This window comes from Sorangiineae bacterium MSr11954, assembly GCA_037157815.1.
Lineage (GTDB): Bacteria > Myxococcota_A > Polyangia > Polyangiales > Polyangiaceae > Pendulispora > Pendulispora albinea.
On sequence record CP089984.1, the window covers coordinates 86,678 to 109,110 of the forward strand.

The window sequence follows — 22,433 nt, forward strand, 5'->3', positions numbered from 1 at the left end:
CCCCCCAGGCTGATGGCCAGTCGCTTCCCGAATCGTCATGGGCGATTCCGTCGCGATGCTCGTAGCACCGATGACCTACACATTGGATGTAGGCCTGTCCCGTTTTCCTTTTTCCGGCCCCGCCACCGCGCGGGCACGCTCGCCGGCTACACGCTCTTTCGAATCGCCTCTTTGATCTTGGTGATCTGCGCCTCGTTTCGTTTGTAAAAGGTCCACTGCTTGATGCGCTTGGCGCGGACGAGGCCGGCGCGCGAGAGCACCTTCAAGTGCTCGCTCACGGTGGCGGGGCTCACCCCGAGCTTCTCGGCGATGAAGACGCCGCAGACCCCGTCCTTGACGCGATCGCCATCGACCTGGGGAGGGAAATGCGCCTCCGGATCTCGGAGCCACTCGAGGATTTTCAGCCTGCGCTCGTTAGCCAGCGCGCGGATAGCGAGGACGATCGTCACGTTGACAATTTGCCAAATCCCGAATTACTGTCAAGACACCGCCATGCAGGATCGACTCTCTCGCGAACGAATCCTTTCGGTCGAAAAACGCATCCGCCCTTACGTTCGCCGAACCCCGGTCGTCCACGTCGACGCCGCCGATTTCGGCCTTCCTTCCTTTCCGCTGACCATCAAGCTGGAGCTGCTCCAGCACGCGGGCTCCTTCAAGACGCGCGGCGCCTTCACGAACTTGCTCACGCGCGCGATCCCCCAGGCGGGCATCGCGGCCGCGTCCGGCGGCAACCATGGCGCGGCGGTGGCCTATGCCGCGCACAAGCTCGGCGCCCCGGCCAAGATCTTCGTCCCCAGCATCTCGTCGCCTGCCAAAGTGGAGCGCATTCGCAGCTACGGCGCCGATCTGGTGGTGGGCGGCGATCGCTACGCCGACGCGCTGGCGTCGTGCGAGGCGTTCATCGCGAAATCGGGCGCCCTCTCGGTGCACGCCTTCGATCAGGTCGAGACGTTGGAAGGCCAAGCCACCCTCGGCCTGGAGCTCGAAGAGCAGGCGCCCGAGCTCGACACGGTGCTCGCGGGGGTCGGCGGCGGGGGCCTCCTCGGTGGAATTTGCGCCTGGTACGCGGGCCGCACGCGGATCGTTGGCGTCGAGCCCGAGGGCGCGCCCACCCTGACCAAGGCGCTGGAAGCTGGAAAGCCCGTCGACGCCGAAATGGGGAGCATCGCCGCCGACTCGCTCGCCCCGCGGAGGGTGGGGGAGCTCATGTTCCCGCTCGCCCAACGATACGCCAGCGGCGTGCGCTTGGTCTCCGACGACCACATTCGCACCGCGCAGCGCGCCTTGTGGAGCGTGCTGCGCATCGTGGCCGAGCCAGGCGGCGTGGCCGCATTTGCCGCGATCCTCGCGCAGCGCTACGAGCCGAAGCCGGGCGAAAAGGTCGGTGTGGTCGTGAGCGGCGGAAACACCACCGCCGTGCACTTCGGGTCCTAGCCGCGCGCAAACGAGGAGCAAACGAGGCACGGGTGACGATCGGCGGTGGACGCCGATCGATGACGTAGGCTACGCAAACGAAAACGGAGAGAAAGGAACTGGCCATGGCTGGAAAAATCGAAACGCGTCTCGCCGAGCTGAAGATCGAGCTGCCCGCCGCCGCGGCGCCGGTCGCCAATTTCGTTCCGTGCGTGCAGTCCGGGAATCTGCTGTTCGTCTCCGGGCAGGTCACGTTCTGGAACGGCGAGCTGCGCTATGTCGGCAAAGTCGGCAAAGAGGTATCCGTCGAGGAGGCGCAGCAAGGCGCGAGGCTCTGCGCGCTCAACATCCTCGCCCAGGTCCGCGCGTTCCTCGGCGACTTGGATCGGGTCGTGCGCATTTGCCAGGTGCAAGGCTTCGTGAACGGGGTTCCGGAGTTCAAGGATCACCCCAAGGTGGTCAACGGCGCCTCCGACCTGTTCGTCGAGGTCTTCGGCGACGCCGGCAAGCACGCCCGCTTCGCCGTCGGCTCGGGATCGCTGCCCCTCGGCGTCTCGGTCGAAGTGGCGGCGACGTTGGAAGTGACGTGAACCGCCGAGCCCGCGCCCTCACGTGTTTGCCGGCGAGCGCCGCGAGGTGCCGGCCGGAGGGCGCGGGTTCCGACCACGATCGCATCCGCTGCGCAACCTTGGATCCTCGCGGACCTAGGTCCGGCACGGTGCTTCACCTGGCGCATTCGCCGGTCCAAAGCGTCTCCGTAGTTTCCGTACATGGCGAGATCGCCTAGAGTTCGCCGGGCATGGCCCGGCATACGGATGACCCCGCGCTGACCCCCGAGACCCGTTCGACCGGCGAAGGACTCGTCGTCAAGGTGCGCCGCATCCATCGCCGCGACTTGAACCGGGTCTGGGAATTTCTGAAGCTTTGCTTCCGCGACGTCAACCGCCAGACCGTCGAGTACCAAAGGCCGCGCTCGAAGAAGCGCTTCCTCGAGGTGTACGAGGAGGAGGGGGTCGAGCAGCTGCTCTTCGAGGTCACGGCCGAGGACGGCGACGCCATCGTGGGCTACACCGAGTGCACCTTCGAGATCCTCGGTGAGGACAATTGGATGAACGAGCGCTACTTCGCCAACCGCGACATGCGCCCGCTGTTCATCGAGGAGCTCGCCGTGCACCCCAACTACCAGGGGCAGGGCATCGGCGCGTTCATCATGGAGCAGCTCGAGCACCTCGCCAAAATCCGCGGGTGCACGCACCTCGTGCTGGAGGTGGCCGAGAACAACGAGTCCGCCCTCCATTTTTACCGCGCGCGCAGCTTCTACAAGCTCGACGCGGCCATCTTCATGGCCAAGCGCCTCGTGGTGGGCTCGGACCTCCTTCCCCCGCGCAAATTGAAGAAGTCCCGAGCCCCCTCGAAGAAGGGCGCCCCCAAGAGCAACAGCACGTCCAAAAAGGACAAAGACAAAGACGGCGAAGAGAACTAATTGATGATCGCCGACGCGGCCGCGATCTTCGACATGCGGACGCCGAAATTTCGGCCGCCGGTGGCGGTGCAGCCGCCGAGGGTGTGAACGCCCACGAGCTCGCCCGCGGCATTGAGGACGCCGGAGCCCGAGCTCCCGCCCTCGGTATCGATATCCCCGTAGGAGATGTAGTCCCCGCTGAGGCCCGCGAAATGACCGGCCTCGATCTGCTTCGGTTTGAGACCGGGATGCTGGATGATGGCCAGTATGGCGTTGGAGGTCGGATCGACTTTGTTGGTCTTGGTCACCCCAAAGGTGGCGCCTGGATTGCCTGCCAACCGCAGGATGGCGTAGTCGAGACCCCCGAGACCATCTTCGACGATCCCGGTGATCTTGAAGTGTTGTTGCGGCAGCACCTCGGTGGAGTTGGCCTTGCGCTCGTAGTTGAAGGCGACGTACTCCGTCTTGGTGCTGCTGTCGACGCAATGGCTGGCGGTGAGGAACAGATCGTTCGCGATCAAGGTGCCGGTGCAGAACTTGACGCTCGGCCCCTCGGAGATGCTCGTCTCGGAGACACCGACCGCGCCTTTGTACGTATTCACGTAGGCGACGCTGACCCCCAGGTTGCCCGTGTAGGAATTGACGTATTGTTTGTCGTCCGTTCCGCAAATGCTGAAGGGTTGAATCCCTTCTCCGCGATTGACCCTGTAGTGCTCGGGGTCTTTCTTCTTGCGAATGAAATCCGGATGGTCCTCGGGAGCCGCCGCCACCGTCGCGGCCTCGGATGTTCCTTCGTCTACTACGGGCGCTTGGCTGGGGGTGTCGTTGTTCTCGCTGCCCTTACCTGGGATCGGATCGTTCACCTCCGGGGACGTGGGTTGGTCGGTGCCGGTGCCGCTGCAACCGAATGCCAGAAAAACCGATGTTGCCGCCAAGGAAACGAGGATTTTCATGCGCGGGTTCATAACATATCGATGAAGTCGATATCACCGTACGATCGAAATAATGAATGAGTGACTCATTGCGTTGCTTGCGCCTACATCTGCGCGCATAGAAATGCTTATCGCCCGAGCGGGCAGTCGAAACGATCGTGTGACAGCGCCCGACGTTTTTCCTAGGATGAGAATTCGGTTCACTCCGATGGGAGGAACCCAGGAGGCTACCCATGCGCTGGATCCGTCCGCTCGTTCGTCTTTCTCGCCTTGATTCGTTTTCCTCGTCTCGTTCGTCGCGTCTCGCTTCGTTGTCCCGTCACGCGTGGCTCATGGGATTAGCGCTGTCCGTTGCAGGCTGTACATCCGACGCGGAGCCCGTGGCGGAGCCGCCGCAGGGGATGAGCGAACAAGAATTGAACCTATGGGTTTCGGCGACCATGCGGAGGATGTCGCTCGAGGACAAGGTCAGCCAGCTATTCGTCACCTACATCTACGGTCAATCGGCCGACGCGGTGGATCCCAAGAATCAGGAAGCCTTTAAAGAGGATACGCCCGCCAAGGTGGTCGAGCACTACCGTCCCGGTGGAATCATCTATTTCAACAATGATGTCCGGGACAACATCGACAATCCCAAACAAATCGCCGCCTTCTCCAACGGATTGCAGCGCGCGGCCCTGCGGACGGGGGTCCGTATTCCGCTCTTCATCGCCACGGATCAGGAGCAAGGTTTGGTCACCCGCATTGGCCCGCCGGCCACGGCATTTCCTGGCAACATGGCGGTATGTGCGAGCCGCAACGCGGATGACGCCAAGACCGCCGCGCGCATCACCGGAAATGAGCTTCGCGCCATGGGGGTGAACGTGGACTTCGCACCCGACGCCGATGTCAATTCCAACCCCGCGAATCCCGTGATTGGCGTTCGCTCCTTTTCGAGCGATCCCGCGCTGACCGCGCAGTTCGTCACCGCTCAGGTCGAAGGCTACCAGCGCTCGTGGAATGTCTTGCAAACGGTCTCCGCCACCGCCAAGCACTTCCCCGGGCATGGTGATACCTCCGAGGATAGCCACTCGACCCTCCCGAAGATCGAGCGCACCAAGGAGGAGTGGTCGCGTATCGAGGCCGTACCGTTCCGCGCGGCCGCCCAAGCGGGCATCGACGCCATCATGACGGCGCACATTCGCGTGCCCAAGATCGACCCCTCCGGCGAGCCCTCGACGTTGTCGCGCGCCATCGTCACGGGGCTTCTGCGCGACGACCTTGGCTACAAGGGCCTGATCATCACCGACTCGCTCGAAATGGAGGGCGTGCGCAAGATGCACCCCGACTCCGAAATTCCCGTGCTGGCGCTCGAGGCCGGCGTGGACCAGCTCCTGATGCCCAAGGATCTCCCCGGCGCCATTCGAAGCGTGCTCGCCGCGGTTCAATCGGGCAGGCTCACCGAGGCGCGCATCGAGCAGAGCGTCAAGCGCGTGCTCGAAGCCAAGTTCCGGCGCGGCATCGTGATCCGGCCGCTGGTGGATGAAGATGACGTCTTGGAGACGGTGGGCGCGCCCGATCACCTCGCCGACGCCGCGCGCATCACGGATCGCACGGTGACCGTCCTTCGCAACGAGGGCAACCTGCTCCCGTTCCGCGCGCCCCCGGCCAATGTCTTGGTCGCCGGCGCCAGCACCGTCGCCGTTCCAGCCCTCGCCGCATCGCTCCAGTCGCGCGGCTCGCGCGCCACGTCCAAGCCGACGGGCACCACGCCGAGCGATGCCGTCATCGCCGACGCGGTGAGCGCCGCGAACCAATCCGACGCCGTGATCGTGCTCACCAGCGGCATGAGCACGAACGCCGCACAACAGAAGCTCGTGCAGTCGCTCGTGGCCACGAACAAGCCGGTCGTCGCCGTGGCCGTGCGAAACCCGTACGATGCGGCCTACGTCGATCGAGCGCCCGCGTGGCTCGCCACGTATTCGAGCTCCACGGGCTCCATGGAGTCGACGGCCAAGGTGCTCTTGGGCGAGGTCGCGCCGGTCGGAAAGCTCCCGGTGTCGATCCCTGCGAGCAACGATCCGAACACGGAGCGGTATCCGCTGGGTCACGGGCTGACGTGGTGAGCTCGGCTCGCGTGGACATCGCGGAGCGCGTGCGGTAAAAGGGATGGCGGGGAAGCGGGAGAGAGGTTTCCACCGATGACCCAGAATCCGCTCCCGAAGCACCCCGATCTATCGCACGTGCGCCATGTTCGAGCGCCGGTCCCGTTGTATTTTCCAGACTTCATCGAGGTACCCGAGTCCTCGACCCATCTGGGGATACGCACGTTCCTCTCTGGAGTGCTGCGCTTCACGCTGGGTGATGGGCACTCGGTGCACTCCGGGAGATTCGTCTACTGGAATCCACGCAATCCAAAGTGCTGCGTGGCGCCCGACGTGCTCGTGCGACTCGACCAGCCGCAAGGCGATTTTCGGTCCTGGAAGACGTGGGAGTGCGGGGGCGTCCCTCAACTCGCGGTCGAAATCATCCGCTCGAACGACTTCGAATGGCTGGATTGGGACCAGAGGCTCGAGCGCTACCACGAGCTCGGCGTCCAGGAGTTGGTTTGTTTCGATCCGGAGAAACCCGAGGGGGCAAGGCTCCGCGTTTGGGACCTCATCGAGGAAGATCTCGTAGAACGGGAGATCGAAAACGACACGACGCCTTGCGCGACCTTGCAGCTCACATGGGTGGTCGCGCCGATCCCAGGGGCGCCGTTTGGTTTGCGCCTCGTCGACCTCGACGGAAACCTGGTGCCGAGCGAGCTCGAAGCAAAGGCAAAGGCGCTCGAAGCCGCCGAAGCCCGCGTGCGCGAGCTCGAAGAGCTGCTCCGTCAAAAGGGCGGCTGACTCCAGCACCCCCCGCAAAGGCGCTGCGCGTCATTCCAGCTTACGAAGCCCCACGTAAGAAGTCGTTTTTGCTGCGAATGACGTGCAGCGTCAATTTGCCCCAGAAGGGCCAAGCCTTTTAGCTCCCTCGGAGGGAGGCGCGCCTTGGAGGGAAGGAGGGCGCGCCTCGGGCGGCGAAGCGCCTCGGAGGGAGGCGCCATCGGTCGCATTTCATTAAGCTGCCTTTTTCGCTAGCGTAATGCCCCACTGGAGGCCCCAGATGAATTTTCGCCGACTTCGCCTCACCCTCGCCCCGCTTGTAGCTTTCATCGGCTGTTCCTCGAGCGATCCCGGATCGCAGCCCTCGGATCCCGAAACGGAATCGTTGACTGACAACGTTGTCACGGACGAAGGCGCAGCCTTTCGCCGCAAGACGGAGTTTTTCTCGTCCCTCGAAGCCAAAGACCCGCAACCCACGTGGACGAACACGGTGGAGACGGGACCTGGCGGCGCCAAAAAGGCTTTGGGCATCACGGGTCCCAAGCCCACGGGCATTCCCGGCAATGTGACCGACCAAGTCGTCGCCGTCACGGCCAGCAAAGAACACACGAGCGCGGGGGAGATCGCGGACAACCTGAGCGACGGCGACGTTCGATCGAAGTGGCTCGCCTTCGAGAGCACGGGTTGGGTCGCCTACAAGCTCGCGGCGCCCGTCGCGATCGTGCGCTACGCCTTGGCCTCGGCGAACGATGCCCCCGAGCGCGATCCCAAGGACTGGACATTTCAAGGCTCGCACGATGGTGACACGTGGGTCGATCTCGATCGGCGCACGGATCAAAGCTTCGGCGGGCGCTTCGAGACGCGTCAGTTCGAGTTCACGAACACCACCGCGTACCTTCATTATCGATTGAAGATCACCGCCAACCATAGCGGCAACATCGTGCAGCTGGCGGAGCTGCAAATCTCCAACGGAGACAATGTGCCGCCGCCCACCGACGAGATGCGCTCGGCCACGGGCAGGGGGCCCACCAGCTCGTACAACGCCAAGACGCGCGTGGGGTTCACGGGGGTGCGCGGGCTCGAGTACGGCGGCACGCACACGGGCAGCGGGCGCGTGTACTCGTACAACAAAGTCTTCGACGTGGACGTGGTGGTGACACCGCACACCGAGCTCTCGTACCTGATCTTCCCGAGCTTCGTGGAAGGCGATTTGACGTATGCGAGCACGTACGCGGCCGTCGATCTCGCGTTCTCGGACGGCACGTACCTCAGCCAGCTCGGCGCGTTGGATCAGCACGCGGCCGTCTTGAGCCCGCGCGCGCAAGGGGAGTCGAAGACCCTCTATACGAACGACTGGAACTACAAAGTATCGAAGATTGGCGAGGTCGCCGCGGGCAAGCGGATCAAGCGCATCCTGGTGGCGTACGACAACCCCAACGGCGCCCCCAACACGGCGTTTGGCGGCTACATCGACGATATCACCCTCGCGGGGCACCCGGCTTCGCCGCGGCACAGGAGGCCCTCGGACTGGGTGCTCACCACCCGCGGCACCAACTCGAGCGGCGGCTTCTCGCGCGGCAACAATTTCCCGGCCACGGCGGTGCCGCACGGGTTCAACTTCTGGACCCCGGTGACCAACGCCGGCTCCAACAGCTGGCTTTACAGCTACCACCGCAGCAACAACGCCGACAACCTGCCGGCGTTGCAGGCCCTGAGCCTCAGCCACGAGCCGAGCCCCTGGATGGGCGACCGACAGAGCTTCCAGGTGATGCCGTCGACCGCCAGCGGCGCGCCGGACGCGGACCGCAACGCGCGCAAGCTGCCGTTCCGGCACGAGAACGAGGTGGCGCGCGCGCACTATTACGGCGTGACATTCGAAAATGGGCTGCGGGCGGAGATCGCGCCCACCGATCACGCGGCGATGTTCCGTTTCACCTTCACCGGCGACGACGCGAACCTGATCTTCGACAACATCAACGACAGCGGCGGCCTCACGCTCGACGCGGGCAGCGGCACCGTGAGCGGCTATTCCGATCATCGAAGCGGGCTATCGACGGGCGCCACGCGCATGTTCGTGTATGCCACCTTCGACCGGCCGGTGATCGCCAGCGGGAAGCTGCCCGGCGGCGGCGGCGCGAACGTGACCGGCTATTTCCGATTTGGCGTGGAGGAGGGCAATCGGACGGTCACCATGCGGATCGCCACCTCGCTCATCAGCCTGGAGCAAGCCAAGCAGAACCTCCTGCAGGAGATCGGACCGAACGACACGTTCGATGCGATCAAGGAGCGCGCGCGGCGGCTCTGGGACGCGAAGCTCGGCGTGGTGGAGGTGGACGACGCCAGCCCCGATCAGCTCACCACCCTGTATTCGAACTTGTACCGGCTGTTTCTGTATCCGAACTCCGGATACGAAAAGACGGGCAAAGGCTCCAAGGGCGGATACCAATATGCGAGCCCGGTGGCGGCGCCTCCGAATGTCGATCCTCCGGCCGGGGCGCCCCCGACCGTCGTCGACGGCAAGGTGTACGTGAACAATGGGTTCTGGGATACGTACCGCTCCACGTGGGCCGCGTATGCGCTGCTCACGCCCTCGGACGCCGGCGAGATGATCGACGGGTTCGTGGAGCAGTACCGCCAGGGCGGCTGGATCGCGCGTTGGTCGTCGCCCGGCTATGCGGATTTGATGACCGGCACCAGCTCGGACGTGGCGTTCGCCGACGCCTACCTGCGCGGGGTGACCAACTTCGACGCCAAGGCGGCGTACGATGCGGCGCTGAGGAACGCCACGGTGGCGACGCCCGATCGGCACGTGGGGCGCAAAGGCAATGAGCGCTCGATCTTCCTCGGGTACACGCCCACGTCGACCGACGCGGGGCTCTCGTGGGCGATGGCCGGCTACCTCAACGACTTCGGCATCGCCAACATGGCCAAGGCGCTGAGCCGCGATCCCGGCGATCCGCGTCATCAGGAGTACGTGGAGAACGCCGAGTACTTCCTCAGCCGCGCGCAGAACTACGTGAACCTGTTCGATCCGAGCATCGGCTTCTTCCAAGGACGCTCGGCGAGCGGCGCCTGGCGCGTGCCCAAGGAGAGCTACGATCCGCGCGAGTGGGGCCATGACTACACGGAGACCAACGGGTGGAATACCACCTTCGATCCCGCCTACGACGGGCAAGGCCTCGCCAACCTCTACGGCGGGCGCGACAAGCTCGCCTCGAAGCTGGATGCGTTCTTCGCCACCCCGGAGACCGCGACCTTCCCCGGATCGTACGGCGGCACCATCCACGAGATGCTCGAGGCGCGCGATGTTCGCATGGGGCAGCTCGGCTTGAGCAACCAGCCGTCGTTTCACATCCCGTACATGTACGTGTACACGGGCCAGCCCTGGAAGACACAGGAGAAGGTGCGCGAGGCCATGGCGCGTCTCTTCGTCGGCAGCAACATCGGCCAGGGGTACTTGGGGGACGAGGACAATGGCGCGACCTCGTCGTGGGGCATCTTCAGCGCGCTCGGGTTCTACCCGCTGCAAGTGGGCAGCCCCACGTACGTGATCGGCTCCCCGCTGTTCACGCGGGCGACGGTTCAACTCGAGAACGGGCGGCGCATCGTCATCCGCGCGCGAAAGAACGGCCCCCAGAACGTGTACGTGCAGAGCCTGCGCGTGAACGGGGTGCCCTACACCAAGACGTATTTGCCGCACGCGCTCTTGGCCAAAGGCGCCGTTCTGGACTTCGAGATGGGCCCCCGCCCTTCGAGCTGGGGAACCGGTGAAGCGGACGTGCCGCCCTCCATCACCCGCGGCGACGAGGTCGCGCGCCCGCTCCACGACGTCAGCTCCGCGTGCACCGGGGGTACGAGCGCCGACGGAGGCGACGCCACCGACGTCGCCCGCCTCTTCGACGATAGCTCCGCCACCGCGCCGGTGGTCTTCGCCAGCGCCACCCCGTGGGTCCAGTGCAAGACGGCCGGCGGCGAGCGGGTCCGCTTCTACAGCTTGACCTCGAGCAAGGACGCGGCCGGCGGCGATCCCACCGATTGGGTCCTCGAGGGCTCGAGCGACGGCACCGCATGGACCCCGCTCGACCCGCGCACCGCGCAGACCTTCGCGTGGCGCTCGCAGACGCGCGCCTTCAAGGTCCCCGATACGGGTGCAACCTACACGTATTACCGGATCCGGATCACCAGGAGCACCGCCGCGACGACGGCGCTCGGTGAGGTGGAGCTCCTCGCGAACTAGGCGAGCGAGCGCGACTCGTCCTTGCAGGACGGGTTCACCGGGGTTTGGCGCCGCCTCCGTCGGGGTCGTCGGGGTCGGCCAGCACGGTGAACTCGTCCTGGTGCGGGTCGTAGTTGAAGACCTTGCCGGTCGCGAGCTCGAAGACCCAGCCCATGAGACGGAGCTTGCCCGCCTCCAGTCGCTCGGACACGAAGGGATAGGCGCGCAGGTGCTCGAGCTGCACGAGCACGTTCTCCTCCACCGCGGCGGTGAGCTTCGCCTCGGGCGCGAGGTGGCCGTAGCGGCCCTCGATCACCGTGCGGAGATCCGCGGCTTGGGCGAGCCACTTTCGCACGTACTGCAGCTTCTCCATGTTCTCGGGGTTGAGGAGGGCCGCGATCGCGCCGCACTGCGTGTGGCCGCACACGATGATGTTCTGGACCTCCAGCACCTCCACCGCGTACTGCAACGCGGCGGCGGTGCCCCCCGGCAGGTCGGGGCTCGGGATCACGTTTCCGATGTTGCGGACGATGAACAGATCGCCCGGCGCCGAGTTCGTGATGAGCGATGGAACGACCCGCGAGTCGGAGCAGGTCACGAACAAGGCTTCCGGTCTTTGGCCCTCGGTGGAGAGCTCTTCGAAGAGCCCCTGGTGCTTGGCGAAATAGCCTGTCTGAAACGAGTGGATCCCTTTGACGAGCTTCTCGATCATGGCGCTCGAAGGGTCGCATGGAGCGTTCACCCGCCGCAATGGCGGTGTAGCGGGCTGGGAGCGCGGGGCCGTCAGCCGGTCAAGCTGGTCCTTTCGCGCGCAAAGGCGCGCTGGGCAGCGGGGCGGGCCGCGACCGTGTGCGCGAGGCGCTCGAGCGAACGATAACCACCCATGGGCTCGCCGATGCGGTGCCCCCATCGGTAGAAGTTGGTGAGGTACGGGTCCACCGCGCTGTAGCTCTCGAGCGCGTACGGACGATCGCCGAGCTTCGCGTCGATCTCCGCGTAGTACGCGCGCACCGTGCGGCGTCCGGTCTCGGCGATGGTGGGGTGCGTGCCCGTATCGTCCGAGAAGCGCTCGCCGCGCCAGATCTGCGCGAACGCGATGTGCACGCTGCTGGCCAGCCACGAGAGCCACTCTTGAAAGCGGGCGCGTGCGAGGGTCCCGGGCGGCGGCGCCAGCTTGGCCGCGGGCTCGCGGTCGGCGAGGTAGCTCAAAATGGCGCCCAGCTCGGTGACCACCGCGCCCTCCGTGCGAAGGGCGGGCACGCGCGCGTGCGGGTTGATGGCGAGGTACTCCGGGCGCTTGTGCGCGCCCTCGTCGATGGGAACGGCGATGGTCTCGAAGGGCCGGCCAATCTCCTCCAGGGCCACGTGGGCAACGAAGGAACATGCGCCGGGCGAGTAATAGAGCGTGTCCATGCCGCACAAGGTGGCCCAAGACGATGCAGAAGGAAAACGCATTGTCAGCATACGGTGTATGAGCAATGATCATGCATCATGAACGCGCTCGACGTCCGCCACCTCCGCCTCGTTCAGACCGTCGCCGAGTGCGGCACCGTCACCGGCGCGGCCTCCGCGCTCCACCTCACGCAGTCGGCGGTGAGCCGTCAGCTGGTCGAGCTGGAGGCGCGGCTGGGGGTCGAGCTCTTCTCCCGCGCCAAGAAGCGCATGACCCCCACGAGCGCCGGACAGCGGATCCTCCGCACGGCCGGCCCCATGCTCGAAGAGCTCCGCGCGCTGGAGGAAGACGTGGCCCGCAACCCGCGCGAGGCCCCGGTGCTTCGCATCGCGACCGAGTGCTACACGTGCTACCGCTGGCTGCCCTCGGCCTTCCCCGAGCTGCACCGCGCGCAGCCGGAGCTCGAGGTGCGCATCGTCCTCGAGGCCACGCGAAGGCCGCTCGAAGCGCTGCTCCGCGATGAAATCGACGCCGCCTTCATCGCCGTCCCGACCCGCGATCGGCGCCTCGCCACCATTCCGCTGTTCGAGGACGAGCTGGTGTGCGTGATGCACCCTTCGCATCCGCTGGCGTCGCGCCCGCACCTGGAGCCGCGCCACTTCGCGGGCGAGACCCTGTTCACCTACGACCTACCGGCCGAACAGATCCTCATTCTGCGCCAGATCCTGGGCCCCGCAGGGGTGGAGCCACGCCGCACCCTGCGTGTCCCGCTCACCGAAGCCATTTTGGAGATGGTCGCGGCCAACTTGGGTATTTCGGTGTTTGCCCACTGGAGCGCAGCCCCGTACATCGCATCCGGTGCGATCGTGGCGCGGCGAATCACGCGCGCCGGGCTTCATCGCACATGGTCTTTGGCCCATGCGCGCAATCGAGCCATGTTGCCCGCCTTGCAAGCGCTCGCCCGCGTCCTGCGCCGCCACGATCCCGGCGCGGCTCGGCTCGGTAAACGGACATCGAAGCCCGCGGAAAAAATAGAAAAAATGGAAAAAGCGACACCTCAGGCGGAAATGGTTGTTGCGTAAACATCGAAAACGTTCCAGGGCAACACCCTTCCTCACGGATACGACATCCTGGACGTTATCGGGATATGCCGCTGTGCGTGGATGAGCGCATGTCATCAAAATTGGGGTTGCATCGGGGGCCGAGGAATAATCTATTTCTGGCTCCGTAGACGAACGTGACCTACGCCGATGCGAGCGATGACGATCGACAGAGGGCGTGACATGCTGGCGACCGGTGAATTTCCCAGCGGAGAGGACGTCGAGGCGGCCGTGTACGAGGGCTTTGCCAAGACGTTGGACCTTCGCCGGTTCTCGCGCGACGACGACTACTTCCAGCTGGGCGGAACGGAGGCCACCGGCGCCCGGCTGCTGGCCGATCTGGAGAGCCGCTTCGAGATCGAAATTCCCATTTCGGAGCTGCAGGCGAACCCCACCCCCAACGGCCTCGCGAAGCGACTGCGCGCGATGATGGGACGCCATGAGTAACTCCGCGGCCTCCGTAGCCGCAACAGCAGCACCTGGAAAGCGAGCTTGCCCATGAGCACGTCCTCCGAGCAACCCGCGTCGAGCCGTCGTTCGATCGTCACCTTTGGAAGCCTGGGCTCACCGGTGATGCGGCTCTTTTGTTTTCCCTTCGCGGGAGGGAGCTCGGTCTCGTTTAAGAACTGGTCGGAGTCCATCCCCCGCACGGCCATCTCGGCCATCGAGCTGCCCGGCCGCGGGAGGCTCTTTGGTGTCCCGCCGCTCCGGCGCCTGTCCCAAGTCGTGGATTATGCGGTCGACGCCATCGACGTCCGCATCGATATGCCCTTTGCGCTCTACGGGCACAACATGGGCGCGGTCGCCGCCCTCGAGGCCGCCCGCGCCCTCGCCCGCCGCGGCAAGCGCGCATCGTGCCTCATCGTGTCCGGGAGCGCCGCACCGCACGTGCCATCGCGCCGGCGCTGCCCCATGTACCTGCTCTCGCGCAACGAGCTGGTGGATGCGCTGCAGCAGCTCGATACCTTGCCCGACGGATTGGTGAGCAAACCCGATATCCTCGACGCCTTCCTACCGACCATCCGTGCCGATCTGGAGGCGCTGGAAACATGGGAGGGGGACATCACCGATATCCGAGTACCCATTCACGCCATCGGCGGCAAAGACGATCCCCACGTGTCGTGGGGCGATCTTCTGGAGTGGGGCCGCTACACGTCCACCTACTTCAACATCCGCCAAGTCGCCGGCGGGCACTCGTTCATCAAGTCGCACGAGGACTACTTCCTGGCGCTCCTGCGGGAGTGCCTCACCCAGCGCCCCATCCCCACCCCCGAATCGGGCCCGACCCGCCGCTACGTGCGCGGCAGCGGAATGCGTCCGTAGCCGGCGGGTGCACGCGGGCTTCCCAGATTGCCGGGGGCGGGGTTCGCCCCTAACGTGGTTCGCCATGGCCAAAGCTGTCTCGCTCAAAGAAGTCGCCGCCTCGCTCGTGGAACACTGGTCACCGCGCGTGGTAGGCGAGGTCGACGATGCGTACATCAAAGTCGCCAAGCTGCAGGGCTCCCTCACCTGGCATAGCCACGACAACGAAGACGAGTTGTTCCTGGTGCTGAAGGGTCACCTTCGCATCGAGCTGGAGCACGAGGCCGTCGAGCTGCGCGAAGGCGAAATGTACGTGGTCCCCAAGGGCGTCCGCCACAACCCGGTGGCCGACAGCGAGTGCCACATCCTCCTCATCGAACGCAAATCGACCCTGCACACGGGCGACGTCGTCACCGACAAAACCCGCTCCCTCGACGAGCAGCTGCGCCCGCTCGAAGCCGGCACCGAGCGTTAGTCGTTCGAGACCGCGCTCGTCGTGAGGGTCGCGAGCGCCCGTCGAATCGCATCGGGAATGGGGACGGGCTTTCGCGTGGCCCGGTCCACGAAGACGTGCACGAAGTGCCCATGCGCGCAAGCGGCGGCATCTTGCGCCGCACGCTCGCGAAAAATGCCGATGCCGTACGTGACGGATCGATTGCCGAGCTTGTCGACCCGCAGCCCCGCGCGAAGCGACTCCGGGTAGGCGACGGCCTCGCGGTAGTTGCAGTGCGATTCGACGACGACCCCGATGACGGGGCTCGCGGCGATATCGAGGCCGCCTTCGCGGATGAGAAACAGGTTCGCGGCGGTATCGAAATAACTGTAGTACGTGACGTTGTTGACGTGCCCGTACACGTCGTTATCCATCCAGCGCGTGGTGATGGGGCAGAACCAACGGTAGCGATCGGCGGTTTCGACGGGCATGGTCGGTTCACTATGGCAGCGATGGGCGCTGCCGGGCGTGGGGATTGAATCGTCAGGGCGCGGGATCGGACCACGGGGTGCGGGAGGAACACCGCCTGGGGCGGGATCGTCAGGGCGCGGGATTGGACCACGGGGTGCGGGAGGAACACCGCCGGGGGCGGGATCGTCAGGGCGCGGGATTGGACCACGGGGTGCGGGAGGAACACCGCCGGGGGCGGGATCGTCAGGGCGCGGGATCGGACCACGGGGTGCGGGAGGAACACCGCCGGGGGCGGGATCGTCAGGGCGCGGGATCGGACCACGGGGTGCGGGAGGAACACCGCCGGGGGCGGGATCGCCAGGGCGCGGGATCGGACCACGGGGTGCGGGAGTAAACCGCCTGGGGCGGGGTGGAATCGTCAGGGCGCGGGATGGGAGCGCGGCGGGTGCGGGAGGAACACCGCCTGGGGCGGGATCGTCAGGGCGCGGGATTGGACCGCGGGGTGCGGGAGTAAACCGCCTGGGGCGGGGTGGACTCGTCGCGGCCGGGATTGGACGGCGGCGGGGGTGCGGGAGTAAACCGCAAGGGCGCCAGGGGCGCTATCGAGGCTCGCTGAGGTGGGCATTTTTTGTTTTCTTCGACGGGGAAACCGTGAGGAAGAACAAAGAAATTTTCATAGCGACCCTCGGTAGCGCTCCTGGCGCCCTTGCGGTTAACCCTCTTACTGAGGCCGCCCGCGAACGCCCCGGCAGTAACCCGCTACGGCGTCCACGAACGCCCCGGCGGTAGCCCGCTACGGCGTCCGCGAACGCCTCGACGGCGAGGCCGTCAGTGTGGCAGCGCCCAGCGCTGGGCGTCGGTGTTGTTGCAGTCGTAGATTTGGAGCTGCGTACCGTTCGTCGTGGTGCTGTTGGGGACGTCCAGGCAACGTCCGGATTGCGGATTGCGCAAGGAGCCGTTGGGGCCCGCAACCCATTGTTGCGCGCCGGAAGCGTTGCAGTCCCACAATTGCACCTTGGTGCCGTTGGCGGTGCCGCTGGTGGCCACGTCGAGGCATTTGCCCACGGCTTGTAAGGTGCCGTTGCCGAGCAGGCTCCATTGTTGTGCGCCGGAGGTGTTGCAGTCCCACAATTGCACCTTGGTGCCGTTGGCGGGGTTGCCTTGGTTGACGTCGAGGCATTTGCCGGCGAGGCCCGTTACGGCGCCGGTTGGGAAGGTGCTTCCGTACACTTCGAGCTCGTAGATGCGGGCGGCGTTGCTGCCATTGTTGGCCGGCGTGGTGGCCGTCAGCTTGACATAGCGCGCTTGCCGGCTGGCGATGGGGTAGAAGGTGTGGCTCGAACGGTTGCCGCTCATGGTGGCGACCGTGGTCCAGTTGGAGTTGTCCAGGCTCGTCTGAATGGTGTACGCGCCCGTGTTCCAGCCCGTGGTCTCGCCGCCGAGGCCCGCGTGCTTGATCACGAACGACGAGACGTTTTGCGCCGAGCCCAGGTCCACCTGCAGGAACGCGTTGGCGACGGACGAGCACCATTTGCTGTTGCCGCGCAGGCTTCCGTCGAAGGCTTTGTCGGCCGACTCCGAGGCGGCGCACGGCGCGGAGCTGCTCGCGGACTTGCCGCGCGCCAGGTTCGGGCCGAGGTTGGGCGCGGCCGGCGGCGGGGTCCAGCCATCGTTGAAGGAGGGCGGAACGTCGCCCGCGCCGCGTCCCCAGCTGCTGCCGGGCGAGGTGCCCATCGTGAACGCGATGGTGCCGCCCGCGGCGACGTCCGGGTAGCGCAGGTAGCTCCGGCTCGTCGATGCGCCGTTGACCTGCACGCCTTGCACGTACGGCGAAGCGCCGCCGCCGGTGATGCGGATGTTGCCGGCCGCGCGCTGGATGAGGATCGAGTCGAACGACGAGCCATGCATCGCCAGCACGTCGGCGCCCGGGATCGCCGGGTACATGCCGAGCGCCGCCCAGATGTACCACGCCGAGGTCGCGCCCAGATCGTCGTTGCCCGGTAGCCCGCCCGGCCCCGTGTGGAACGCCTCGCTCATAACCCGCCGCACGGCCGAAGACGCTCCCGCCGGGAGGCGCGCGAAGTTGTACGCCCAGGGCACCCCGTGCTCGGGCTCGTTGCCAATCCAGAAATAGGGCGTGTTGTGCCCCTCGTTCACCCGCGTAAAGTGATGATCCAAGCGCTGCACGGCCGTCTCGGGCCCGCCCATCAGATCGATGAGCGACGCGAAGTTGTACGTGATCATCCACGTGTATTGGGCGGCGCTGCCCTCGGTGTAGTTGGAGTCGCTGCCGGGATCGAGCGGCAACGCCCAGCTCCGGTCGGAGTTGCGCGTGTTGATGTAGCTCGACTCGGTGCTGAACACGTTGGCCCACCACTGCGCGCGCGCGATGTGCGTATCGTATTTGGCCGTATCGCCCAGCGCCTTGGCGAACTGCGCCACCGCGAAGTCCGACGCGGAGTACTCCAGCGAGTCCGACGCGTTGCCGGGGATGAACCCGAGGCTCATCAGCTCGTTCTGCCGCCCGCGGATGGGGCTACCCTGCATGGTGCCGCCGTTCGAAGCTTTGGCCATGAGCGCGAGCGCGGCCGCCGTATCGAAATTGCGCACGCCGAACGCGTACGCGCTGGAGACGATGATCGGCCCCGGATCGCCGGTCATGATGAAGTCTTCCACCGTCTGGTTCGACCACTTGGGGAGCAATCCGCCTTGCTGCCCGTCGAGGACCATCGATTTGACGACGTCGGTCATCACGTCGGGCGCGACGAGCCCCATCAGCGCGGCCCAGGAGCGGTAAATGTCCCAGCCGGAGTAATTTTGATAAACGGTCATGCCGCTGGCGGTATGTGTCGCGTTGTCGAAGCCGCGGTATTGGCCATTGACGTCGCTGGAGACGCTGGGGCTCTGGAAGACGTGGTAGAGCGCCGTATAGAACTTTTGCAGATCGTCGTTCGAGCCGCCGCTCACCTGAATGCGGTTGAGCAGCTTGTTCCACGCGCTGTCGGCGTTCGCGCGCACGCCCGCGAAGTTCCAATCGGGGATCTCGGTCGTCAGGTTTTGCTGCGCGTTGGCCACGCTGACGAAGGAGATGGCCACCTTGAACTGCACGGTGCTCGCGCCGCCGCTCGTGTCGAAGGTGACATACGCGCCGGTGTTGGTGCCCGAGGTGCTGGCCGAGCCGTCGCTCACCGTGCCGCCGTTCCAGGTGCCGAAGCCGGCGGGGGCGCGATCGAACTGAATGGCGAAGTAGATGGGGAAGGTGTGGCCCGAGCCGCAGAAGTTGCCCGAGGTCACCTGCCCGGTGACTTGGTTGCCCGACACATTGACCGACCCATTGCGGCTGCCGGTGGCGCTGCGGCTGGTGTTGATCAGGATGCGCGCCGCGTTGGTCGCGGGGTAGACCAACCGGCCCATGCCCGTGCGGGTGGTGGCCGTTATTTCCACGTTGGTGGAGTATTTGTCCAAACGTGTTTTGTAATAACCCGGCGCGGCGGCCTCGTTGCTCTTGGTGTATCCGGACGCGTAGCTGGTCCAGCTGGTGCCGGGCGAGGTGGAGACGGCCCCGGTGATGGGCATGATTTGAATGTCTTGATTGTTGTCACAGCCGGCGCCCGCAAAATGGGTGAGGCTGAAGTCCTGAATGGACGTATCCGAATAGCGGTATCCGGTGGCCGATCCCACGCGCGTATCCGGGCTGAATTGCACCATGCCGAACGGCATCGCCGGGCCCGGATAGTCATTTCCCGTCGACTCGCCGGAGCTGGGCGGCAGCGGCGTGGTGCCGGGATCGGTGCCGATGAAGGGATTCACGTATTGGGTCAAAGGGATGTCCTCCGCGGCGGCGGACGACGCGGAGGACGCCGTTTCGACATTTGCTCCGTCGAAAGCGTCATCGCTCGCCGAACAGGCGGCGGTCGCGAGGGCCACGGCCAGAAAGCCCAACGAGGTGCGTGGCCGAAAAAGCCCGCGGGGGAATTCTGACAACGTTGTCGTTCTCAAGGGAAGATGCAGCATGGCTCGTCCTTTCCCAATCTCCGGCAAGTGTGAAGGCGTAGACAACGTTGTCATACATTGTCTTGCCCGTGCGCGATGCCCCGGAGGTCTAAAGGAGCGATACGTCGAATCGGAGCGCACGGCAAGCTCAGGCTGCATGCTGCGCGGCGTCAGACGATCGAAAGAATGTCGCGCGCCCGACCCTGGGAGCTTTTGGCCATGTGCGTGCAAAAGCCGACTGCAGCGGACGCCGGACGCCGGCGTTTGAAATTCAACCATTGGGTTGATTTTTGAAGCGCCGGTTCTAAGATCGTCTTCGGGGAGCGCGGGGGCGGCATGTCATCCATCGATGAAGGAGCAGCATCATGCTTGTTGCAGCAACGGGAATACGTATTTCCAAGCCGGTGAATGAGGTCTTCGAGGCGGTGGTCGATCCGCGGAAGATGTCGCAGTATTTCATTTCATTTGGCAGCGAGCGCCTTGCCACCGGGCGGGACGTGGTCTGGAAGTTCGAAGATTTCGGCGCGACCGAGCCTTTTTCGATTCGGGTGAAGGAGGTGGTGGATGGCCAATCCATCGCCCTCGTGTGGTCTCCGAGGGAGGGCGAGAACAACTCGGTGAAGCTGACCTTCGAGGCCACGGGGCCGAATCAAACGACGGTGAAGGTCGTCGAAGACGGCGGCTGGAAAGCCGATGCGCAGGGGATGCTCCGTTGGGCAGGGCAGATCGAGGGCTGGGTCAATTTCATGAACAACTTGAAGGCTTATGTGGAGTACGGCATCAGCCTGCATCGAAATGGGATCGTGCCGGGGTTGATGACCGCGGGCTGAGCTCAGAAGGTGCCGCGCACCGAGAAGCCTGCGCCGCTCGGCGCGAAGGTCGGCACCACCGCCCACGTCGCACCGGCGCGCGCCGGCGTCGGGGGGTCGCCGCCGAGGGGTTCGCTGCGCGGCGCGGGCTTGGTCGCAAAGGCTGGTAAGAATGCGATGGCGGCGGTGCCGAGCAGGAGACCTCCGCTGATGGCGGCCCACTCCGCGGGCTCGAGGGCGACGGCGGAGCGGTCGCTCATGTGCGCGCGTGGAACGAGGATGCCGATGCCCGTACCGACGGCGGCCCCCACGACGACGTCGGTGGGGAAGTGCTTGCCCGCGCGAACGCGGCCGGTCGCGGTGGCGCTGGCGAAGGCCATCTCGAGCCCCCAGATGAGCGCGCGCGATCCGGTGTTGGGGTTGCCGTACGCAAAGAGGTAGCTCCCGCTGACGGCGGCCGCGAACGCCGTGGTGGCGTGCCCGGAGTAGAAGGAGATGTAGGACTCGTTGCCCTCGCGCGCGGCGTAGCGCACGACGGATGGGTTCGTGCTGTAGGTGTACGGGCGCGGGCGCTGAACGGTGAACTTGGCGACGGCGTTGAGAAACGCACCGATGGCCATCGCCTCGCCGTAAACGACGCCTTTCGAGAGCCGATCGGCGTCTCCGCGTACGACCTCCGCGAGCACCGGGAGCGCGAGGGTGGACGTGATCATCCCGTTGCTGATGTCGGCGTGCGTACCGGAGGAAACCCCGCGCGTTCCGAGGTCGAAGGGGAGAAGCTCCTCGCGCCAGCGGCCCTTCGCGACCGGGAGCCGCGACATGGCCAAGGTGCCGAGCAGCGAGCCCACGATCACGGCGCCATCGGGCACCAGCGCCACGTCGATGCGGGGCGAGGATGAATCGGCATGGACAGGGTGTGCCACCGCGAGCATCGCACATGCCGCGGACAGGGCCATCGCGTGCGCGGCACGTCGTTTCGAGCGATCCCGGAGCGGCATTGTCCCAGACTAGAGGAACGAAATGGCACTTGAAGGATGGATCCGTTCGGCCCGAATGCGGATGCGTCCGCCTTCGCCGTTGGCGCGGCATGGCGCGCGCAAAGTTTTCGAACGAGGGCCCGTGGCTTCTGCGAGTAAGATCGCGCGGCGATGAGCGGTCGAAATCAAACCGCGACGGGGGTGCTCTTTGCGCTCTCGTCGATCGTCCTCGTGCAACTCGGCTCCGCCGTCTCCATGCCGATCTTCGATCAGATCGGCCCAGCGGGAACGGCGTGGCTCAGGCTGTGCTGGTCCGGCGTGATCTTCGTGGCCATCGCCCGACCGCGGCCTTGGACGATGCCGCGCGCCGATCTGGTGGCCGCCGTTGCTCTCGGCTTGGTGACCGCAGGGATGACCGTGCTGTTCGGCGAAGCCATCGCCCGCATCCCCCTCGCGACCGCCGTGTCCATCGAATTTTTGGGCCCGCTCACGGTGGCCGTGCTCCGTCGAACGGGGCGGTGGGGGCTCGCATGGCCTCCGCTGGCCCTCGCCGGTATCGCGCTCGTCACGCAGCCGTGGGGCGGTGTCACCAATGTGTCGGGCGTCGTGTTGGCGCTCGGCGCGGGGACATGCTGGGGCGCGTACATTCTGCTCACGCAGCGGGTGGGGGATCGCTTGCACGGGGTCACCGGGCTCGCGATCTCGATGCCGGTGGCTGCGCTCATCGCCACGCCCGTGGGCCTCGCGCAAGCGCTCCCGCAGTTGGATGCCTTCGTGATCTTCAAGTGCGCGGGGCTGGCGTTGCTGTCGCCGGCGATCCCGTATGTGCTGGAGATGTTCGCGTTGCGAAAGCTCGCGGCGGCCACCTTCGGCACCTTGATGAGCGTGGAGCCGGCGGCGGCGCTGGTGGTGGGCCTGGTGATTCTCCGGCAAATTCCCGGTATCGGGCCCATGTTCGGCATCCTGTTCGTCACCGTCGCCGCCATCGGCGCCGCCCGCACCGACCATCGCTCCAAGCCGGACGAGGCGATCGCGCCCTTCTCCAATCGCCCCGATGGCGCCGAGGTCTAGCGTCGTTGGGCC

The 22,433-nt window shown here is 65.6% G+C and carries 19 protein-coding genes; 12 read left to right on the plus strand and 7 right to left on the minus strand.

The window, feature by feature from the left end:
• Window positions 1–146 precede the first annotated feature (146 nt).
• Entirely contained in the window at window positions 147–449 is a 303-nt protein-coding gene (locus LZC94_00350; protein WXB15728.1) for a helix-turn-helix domain-containing protein, read from the minus strand.
• 43 nt (window positions 450–492) lie between these two features.
• Here LZC94_00350 and LZC94_00355 point away from each other — a divergent pair, with 43 nt between their 5' ends.
• The 3 genes from LZC94_00355 (at window position 493) to LZC94_00365 (ending at window position 2,896) form a co-directional block, all read left to right on the plus strand.
• Window positions 493–1,434, plus strand: coding sequence for a threonine/serine dehydratase (locus LZC94_00355; protein WXB15729.1), 942 nt, complete (start codon window positions 493–495; stop codon window positions 1,432–1,434).
• Window positions 1,435–1,538: 104 nt separating this feature from the next.
• The gene (locus LZC94_00360; protein WXB15730.1) at window positions 1,539–2,003 is read left to right on the plus strand and encodes a RidA family protein; all 465 of its coding nucleotides are present in this window, start codon (window positions 1,539–1,541) and stop codon (window positions 2,001–2,003) included.
• Window positions 2,004–2,212: 209 nt separating this feature from the next.
• Window positions 2,213–2,896, plus strand: coding sequence for a GNAT family N-acetyltransferase (locus LZC94_00365; protein WXB15731.1), 684 nt, complete (start codon window positions 2,213–2,215; stop codon window positions 2,894–2,896).
• Here the strand turns inward: LZC94_00365 and LZC94_00370 are convergent.
• On the minus strand, window positions 2,893–3,828 hold the full coding sequence (locus LZC94_00370; GenBank protein WXB15732.1) for a trypsin-like peptidase domain-containing protein: 936 nt from the start codon (window positions 3,826–3,828) through the stop codon (window positions 2,893–2,895). The genes LZC94_00365 and LZC94_00370 overlap by 4 nt on opposite strands.
• A gap of 311 nt (window positions 3,829–4,139) precedes the next feature.
• On the opposite strand from LZC94_00370, the gene LZC94_00375 reads away from it, so the two are divergent.
• The 3 genes from LZC94_00375 (at window position 4,140) to LZC94_00385 (ending at window position 10,893) form a co-directional block, all read left to right on the plus strand.
• Window positions 4,140–5,912 (plus strand): glycoside hydrolase family 3 protein, encoded by a 1,773-nt coding sequence (locus LZC94_00375; protein WXB15733.1) that lies wholly within the window; start codon window positions 4,140–4,142, stop codon window positions 5,910–5,912.
• 75 nt (window positions 5,913–5,987) lie between these two features.
• Window positions 5,988–6,677: a Uma2 family endonuclease gene (locus LZC94_00380; protein WXB15734.1), complete on the plus strand. Its 690-nt coding sequence runs from the start codon at window positions 5,988–5,990 to the stop codon at window positions 6,675–6,677.
• A 364-nt stretch (window positions 6,678–7,041) separates the two neighbouring features.
• The gene (locus tag LZC94_00385; GenBank protein ID WXB15735.1) at window positions 7,042–10,893 is read left to right on the plus strand and encodes a GH92 family glycosyl hydrolase; all 3,852 of its coding nucleotides are present in this window, start codon (window positions 7,042–7,044) and stop codon (window positions 10,891–10,893) included.
• A gap of 34 nt (window positions 10,894–10,927) precedes the next feature.
• Here LZC94_00385 and LZC94_00390 read toward each other — a convergent pair whose 3' ends face one another.
• Both LZC94_00390 and LZC94_00395 read right to left on the minus strand, forming a co-directional pair.
• A complete protein-coding gene (locus tag LZC94_00390) occupies window positions 10,928–11,584 on the minus strand; it encodes a carbonic anhydrase (GenBank protein WXB15736.1) in 657 nt (218 codons plus the stop codon).
• Between the two features lie 71 nt (window positions 11,585–11,655).
• The gene (locus LZC94_00395) at window positions 11,656–12,327 is read right to left on the minus strand and encodes a glutathione S-transferase N-terminal domain-containing protein (protein WXB15737.1); all 672 of its coding nucleotides are present in this window, start codon (window positions 12,325–12,327) and stop codon (window positions 11,656–11,658) included.
• A gap of 36 nt (window positions 12,328–12,363) precedes the next feature.
• On the opposite strand from LZC94_00395, the gene LZC94_00400 reads away from it, so the two are divergent.
• The 4 genes from LZC94_00400 (at window position 12,364) to LZC94_00415 (ending at window position 15,142) form a co-directional block, all read left to right on the plus strand.
• Window positions 12,364–13,347, plus strand: coding sequence for a LysR family transcriptional regulator (locus LZC94_00400; GenBank protein ID WXB15738.1), 984 nt, complete (start codon window positions 12,364–12,366; stop codon window positions 13,345–13,347).
• 177 nt (window positions 13,348–13,524) lie between these two features.
• On the plus strand, window positions 13,525–13,812 hold the full coding sequence (locus LZC94_00405) for a phosphopantetheine-binding protein (protein WXB15739.1): 288 nt from the start codon (window positions 13,525–13,527) through the stop codon (window positions 13,810–13,812).
• 51 nt (window positions 13,813–13,863) lie between these two features.
• Window positions 13,864–14,688: a thioesterase domain-containing protein gene (locus LZC94_00410; protein WXB15740.1), complete on the plus strand. Its 825-nt coding sequence runs from the start codon at window positions 13,864–13,866 to the stop codon at window positions 14,686–14,688.
• A gap of 64 nt (window positions 14,689–14,752) precedes the next feature.
• Window positions 14,753–15,142, plus strand: a complete 390-nt coding sequence (locus LZC94_00415) for a cupin domain-containing protein (GenBank protein ID WXB15741.1) — start codon at window positions 14,753–14,755, stop codon at window positions 15,140–15,142.
• Here LZC94_00415 and LZC94_00420 read toward each other — a convergent pair.
• Together LZC94_00420 and LZC94_00425 are read right to left on the minus strand one after the other, a co-directional pair.
• A complete protein-coding gene (locus LZC94_00420) occupies window positions 15,139–15,591 on the minus strand; it encodes an acyl-CoA thioesterase (GenBank protein ID WXB15742.1) in 453 nt (150 codons plus the stop codon). The genes LZC94_00415 and LZC94_00420 overlap by 4 nt on opposite strands.
• Window positions 15,592–16,399: 808 nt before the next feature.
• Window positions 16,400–19,498, minus strand: a complete 3,099-nt coding sequence (locus tag LZC94_00425) for a GH92 family glycosyl hydrolase (GenBank protein ID WXB15743.1) — start codon at window positions 19,496–19,498, stop codon at window positions 16,400–16,402.
• A 431-nt stretch (window positions 19,499–19,929) separates the two neighbouring features.
• On the opposite strand from LZC94_00425, the gene LZC94_00430 reads away from it, so the two are divergent.
• Window positions 19,930–20,394, plus strand: coding sequence for an SRPBCC domain-containing protein (locus LZC94_00430; GenBank protein WXB15744.1), 465 nt, complete (start codon window positions 19,930–19,932; stop codon window positions 20,392–20,394).
• Between the two features lie 2 nt (window positions 20,395–20,396).
• Here LZC94_00430 and LZC94_00435 read toward each other — a convergent pair whose 3' ends face one another.
• A complete protein-coding gene (locus tag LZC94_00435) occupies window positions 20,397–21,296 on the minus strand; it encodes a phosphatase PAP2 family protein (protein ID WXB15745.1) in 900 nt (299 codons plus the stop codon).
• A gap of 225 nt (window positions 21,297–21,521) precedes the next feature.
• Here LZC94_00435 and LZC94_00440 point away from each other — a divergent pair, with 225 nt between their 5' ends.
• Window positions 21,522–22,421: an EamA family transporter gene (locus tag LZC94_00440; GenBank protein ID WXB15746.1), complete on the plus strand. Its 900-nt coding sequence runs from the start codon at window positions 21,522–21,524 to the stop codon at window positions 22,419–22,421.
• Window positions 22,422–22,433 lie beyond the last annotated feature (12 nt).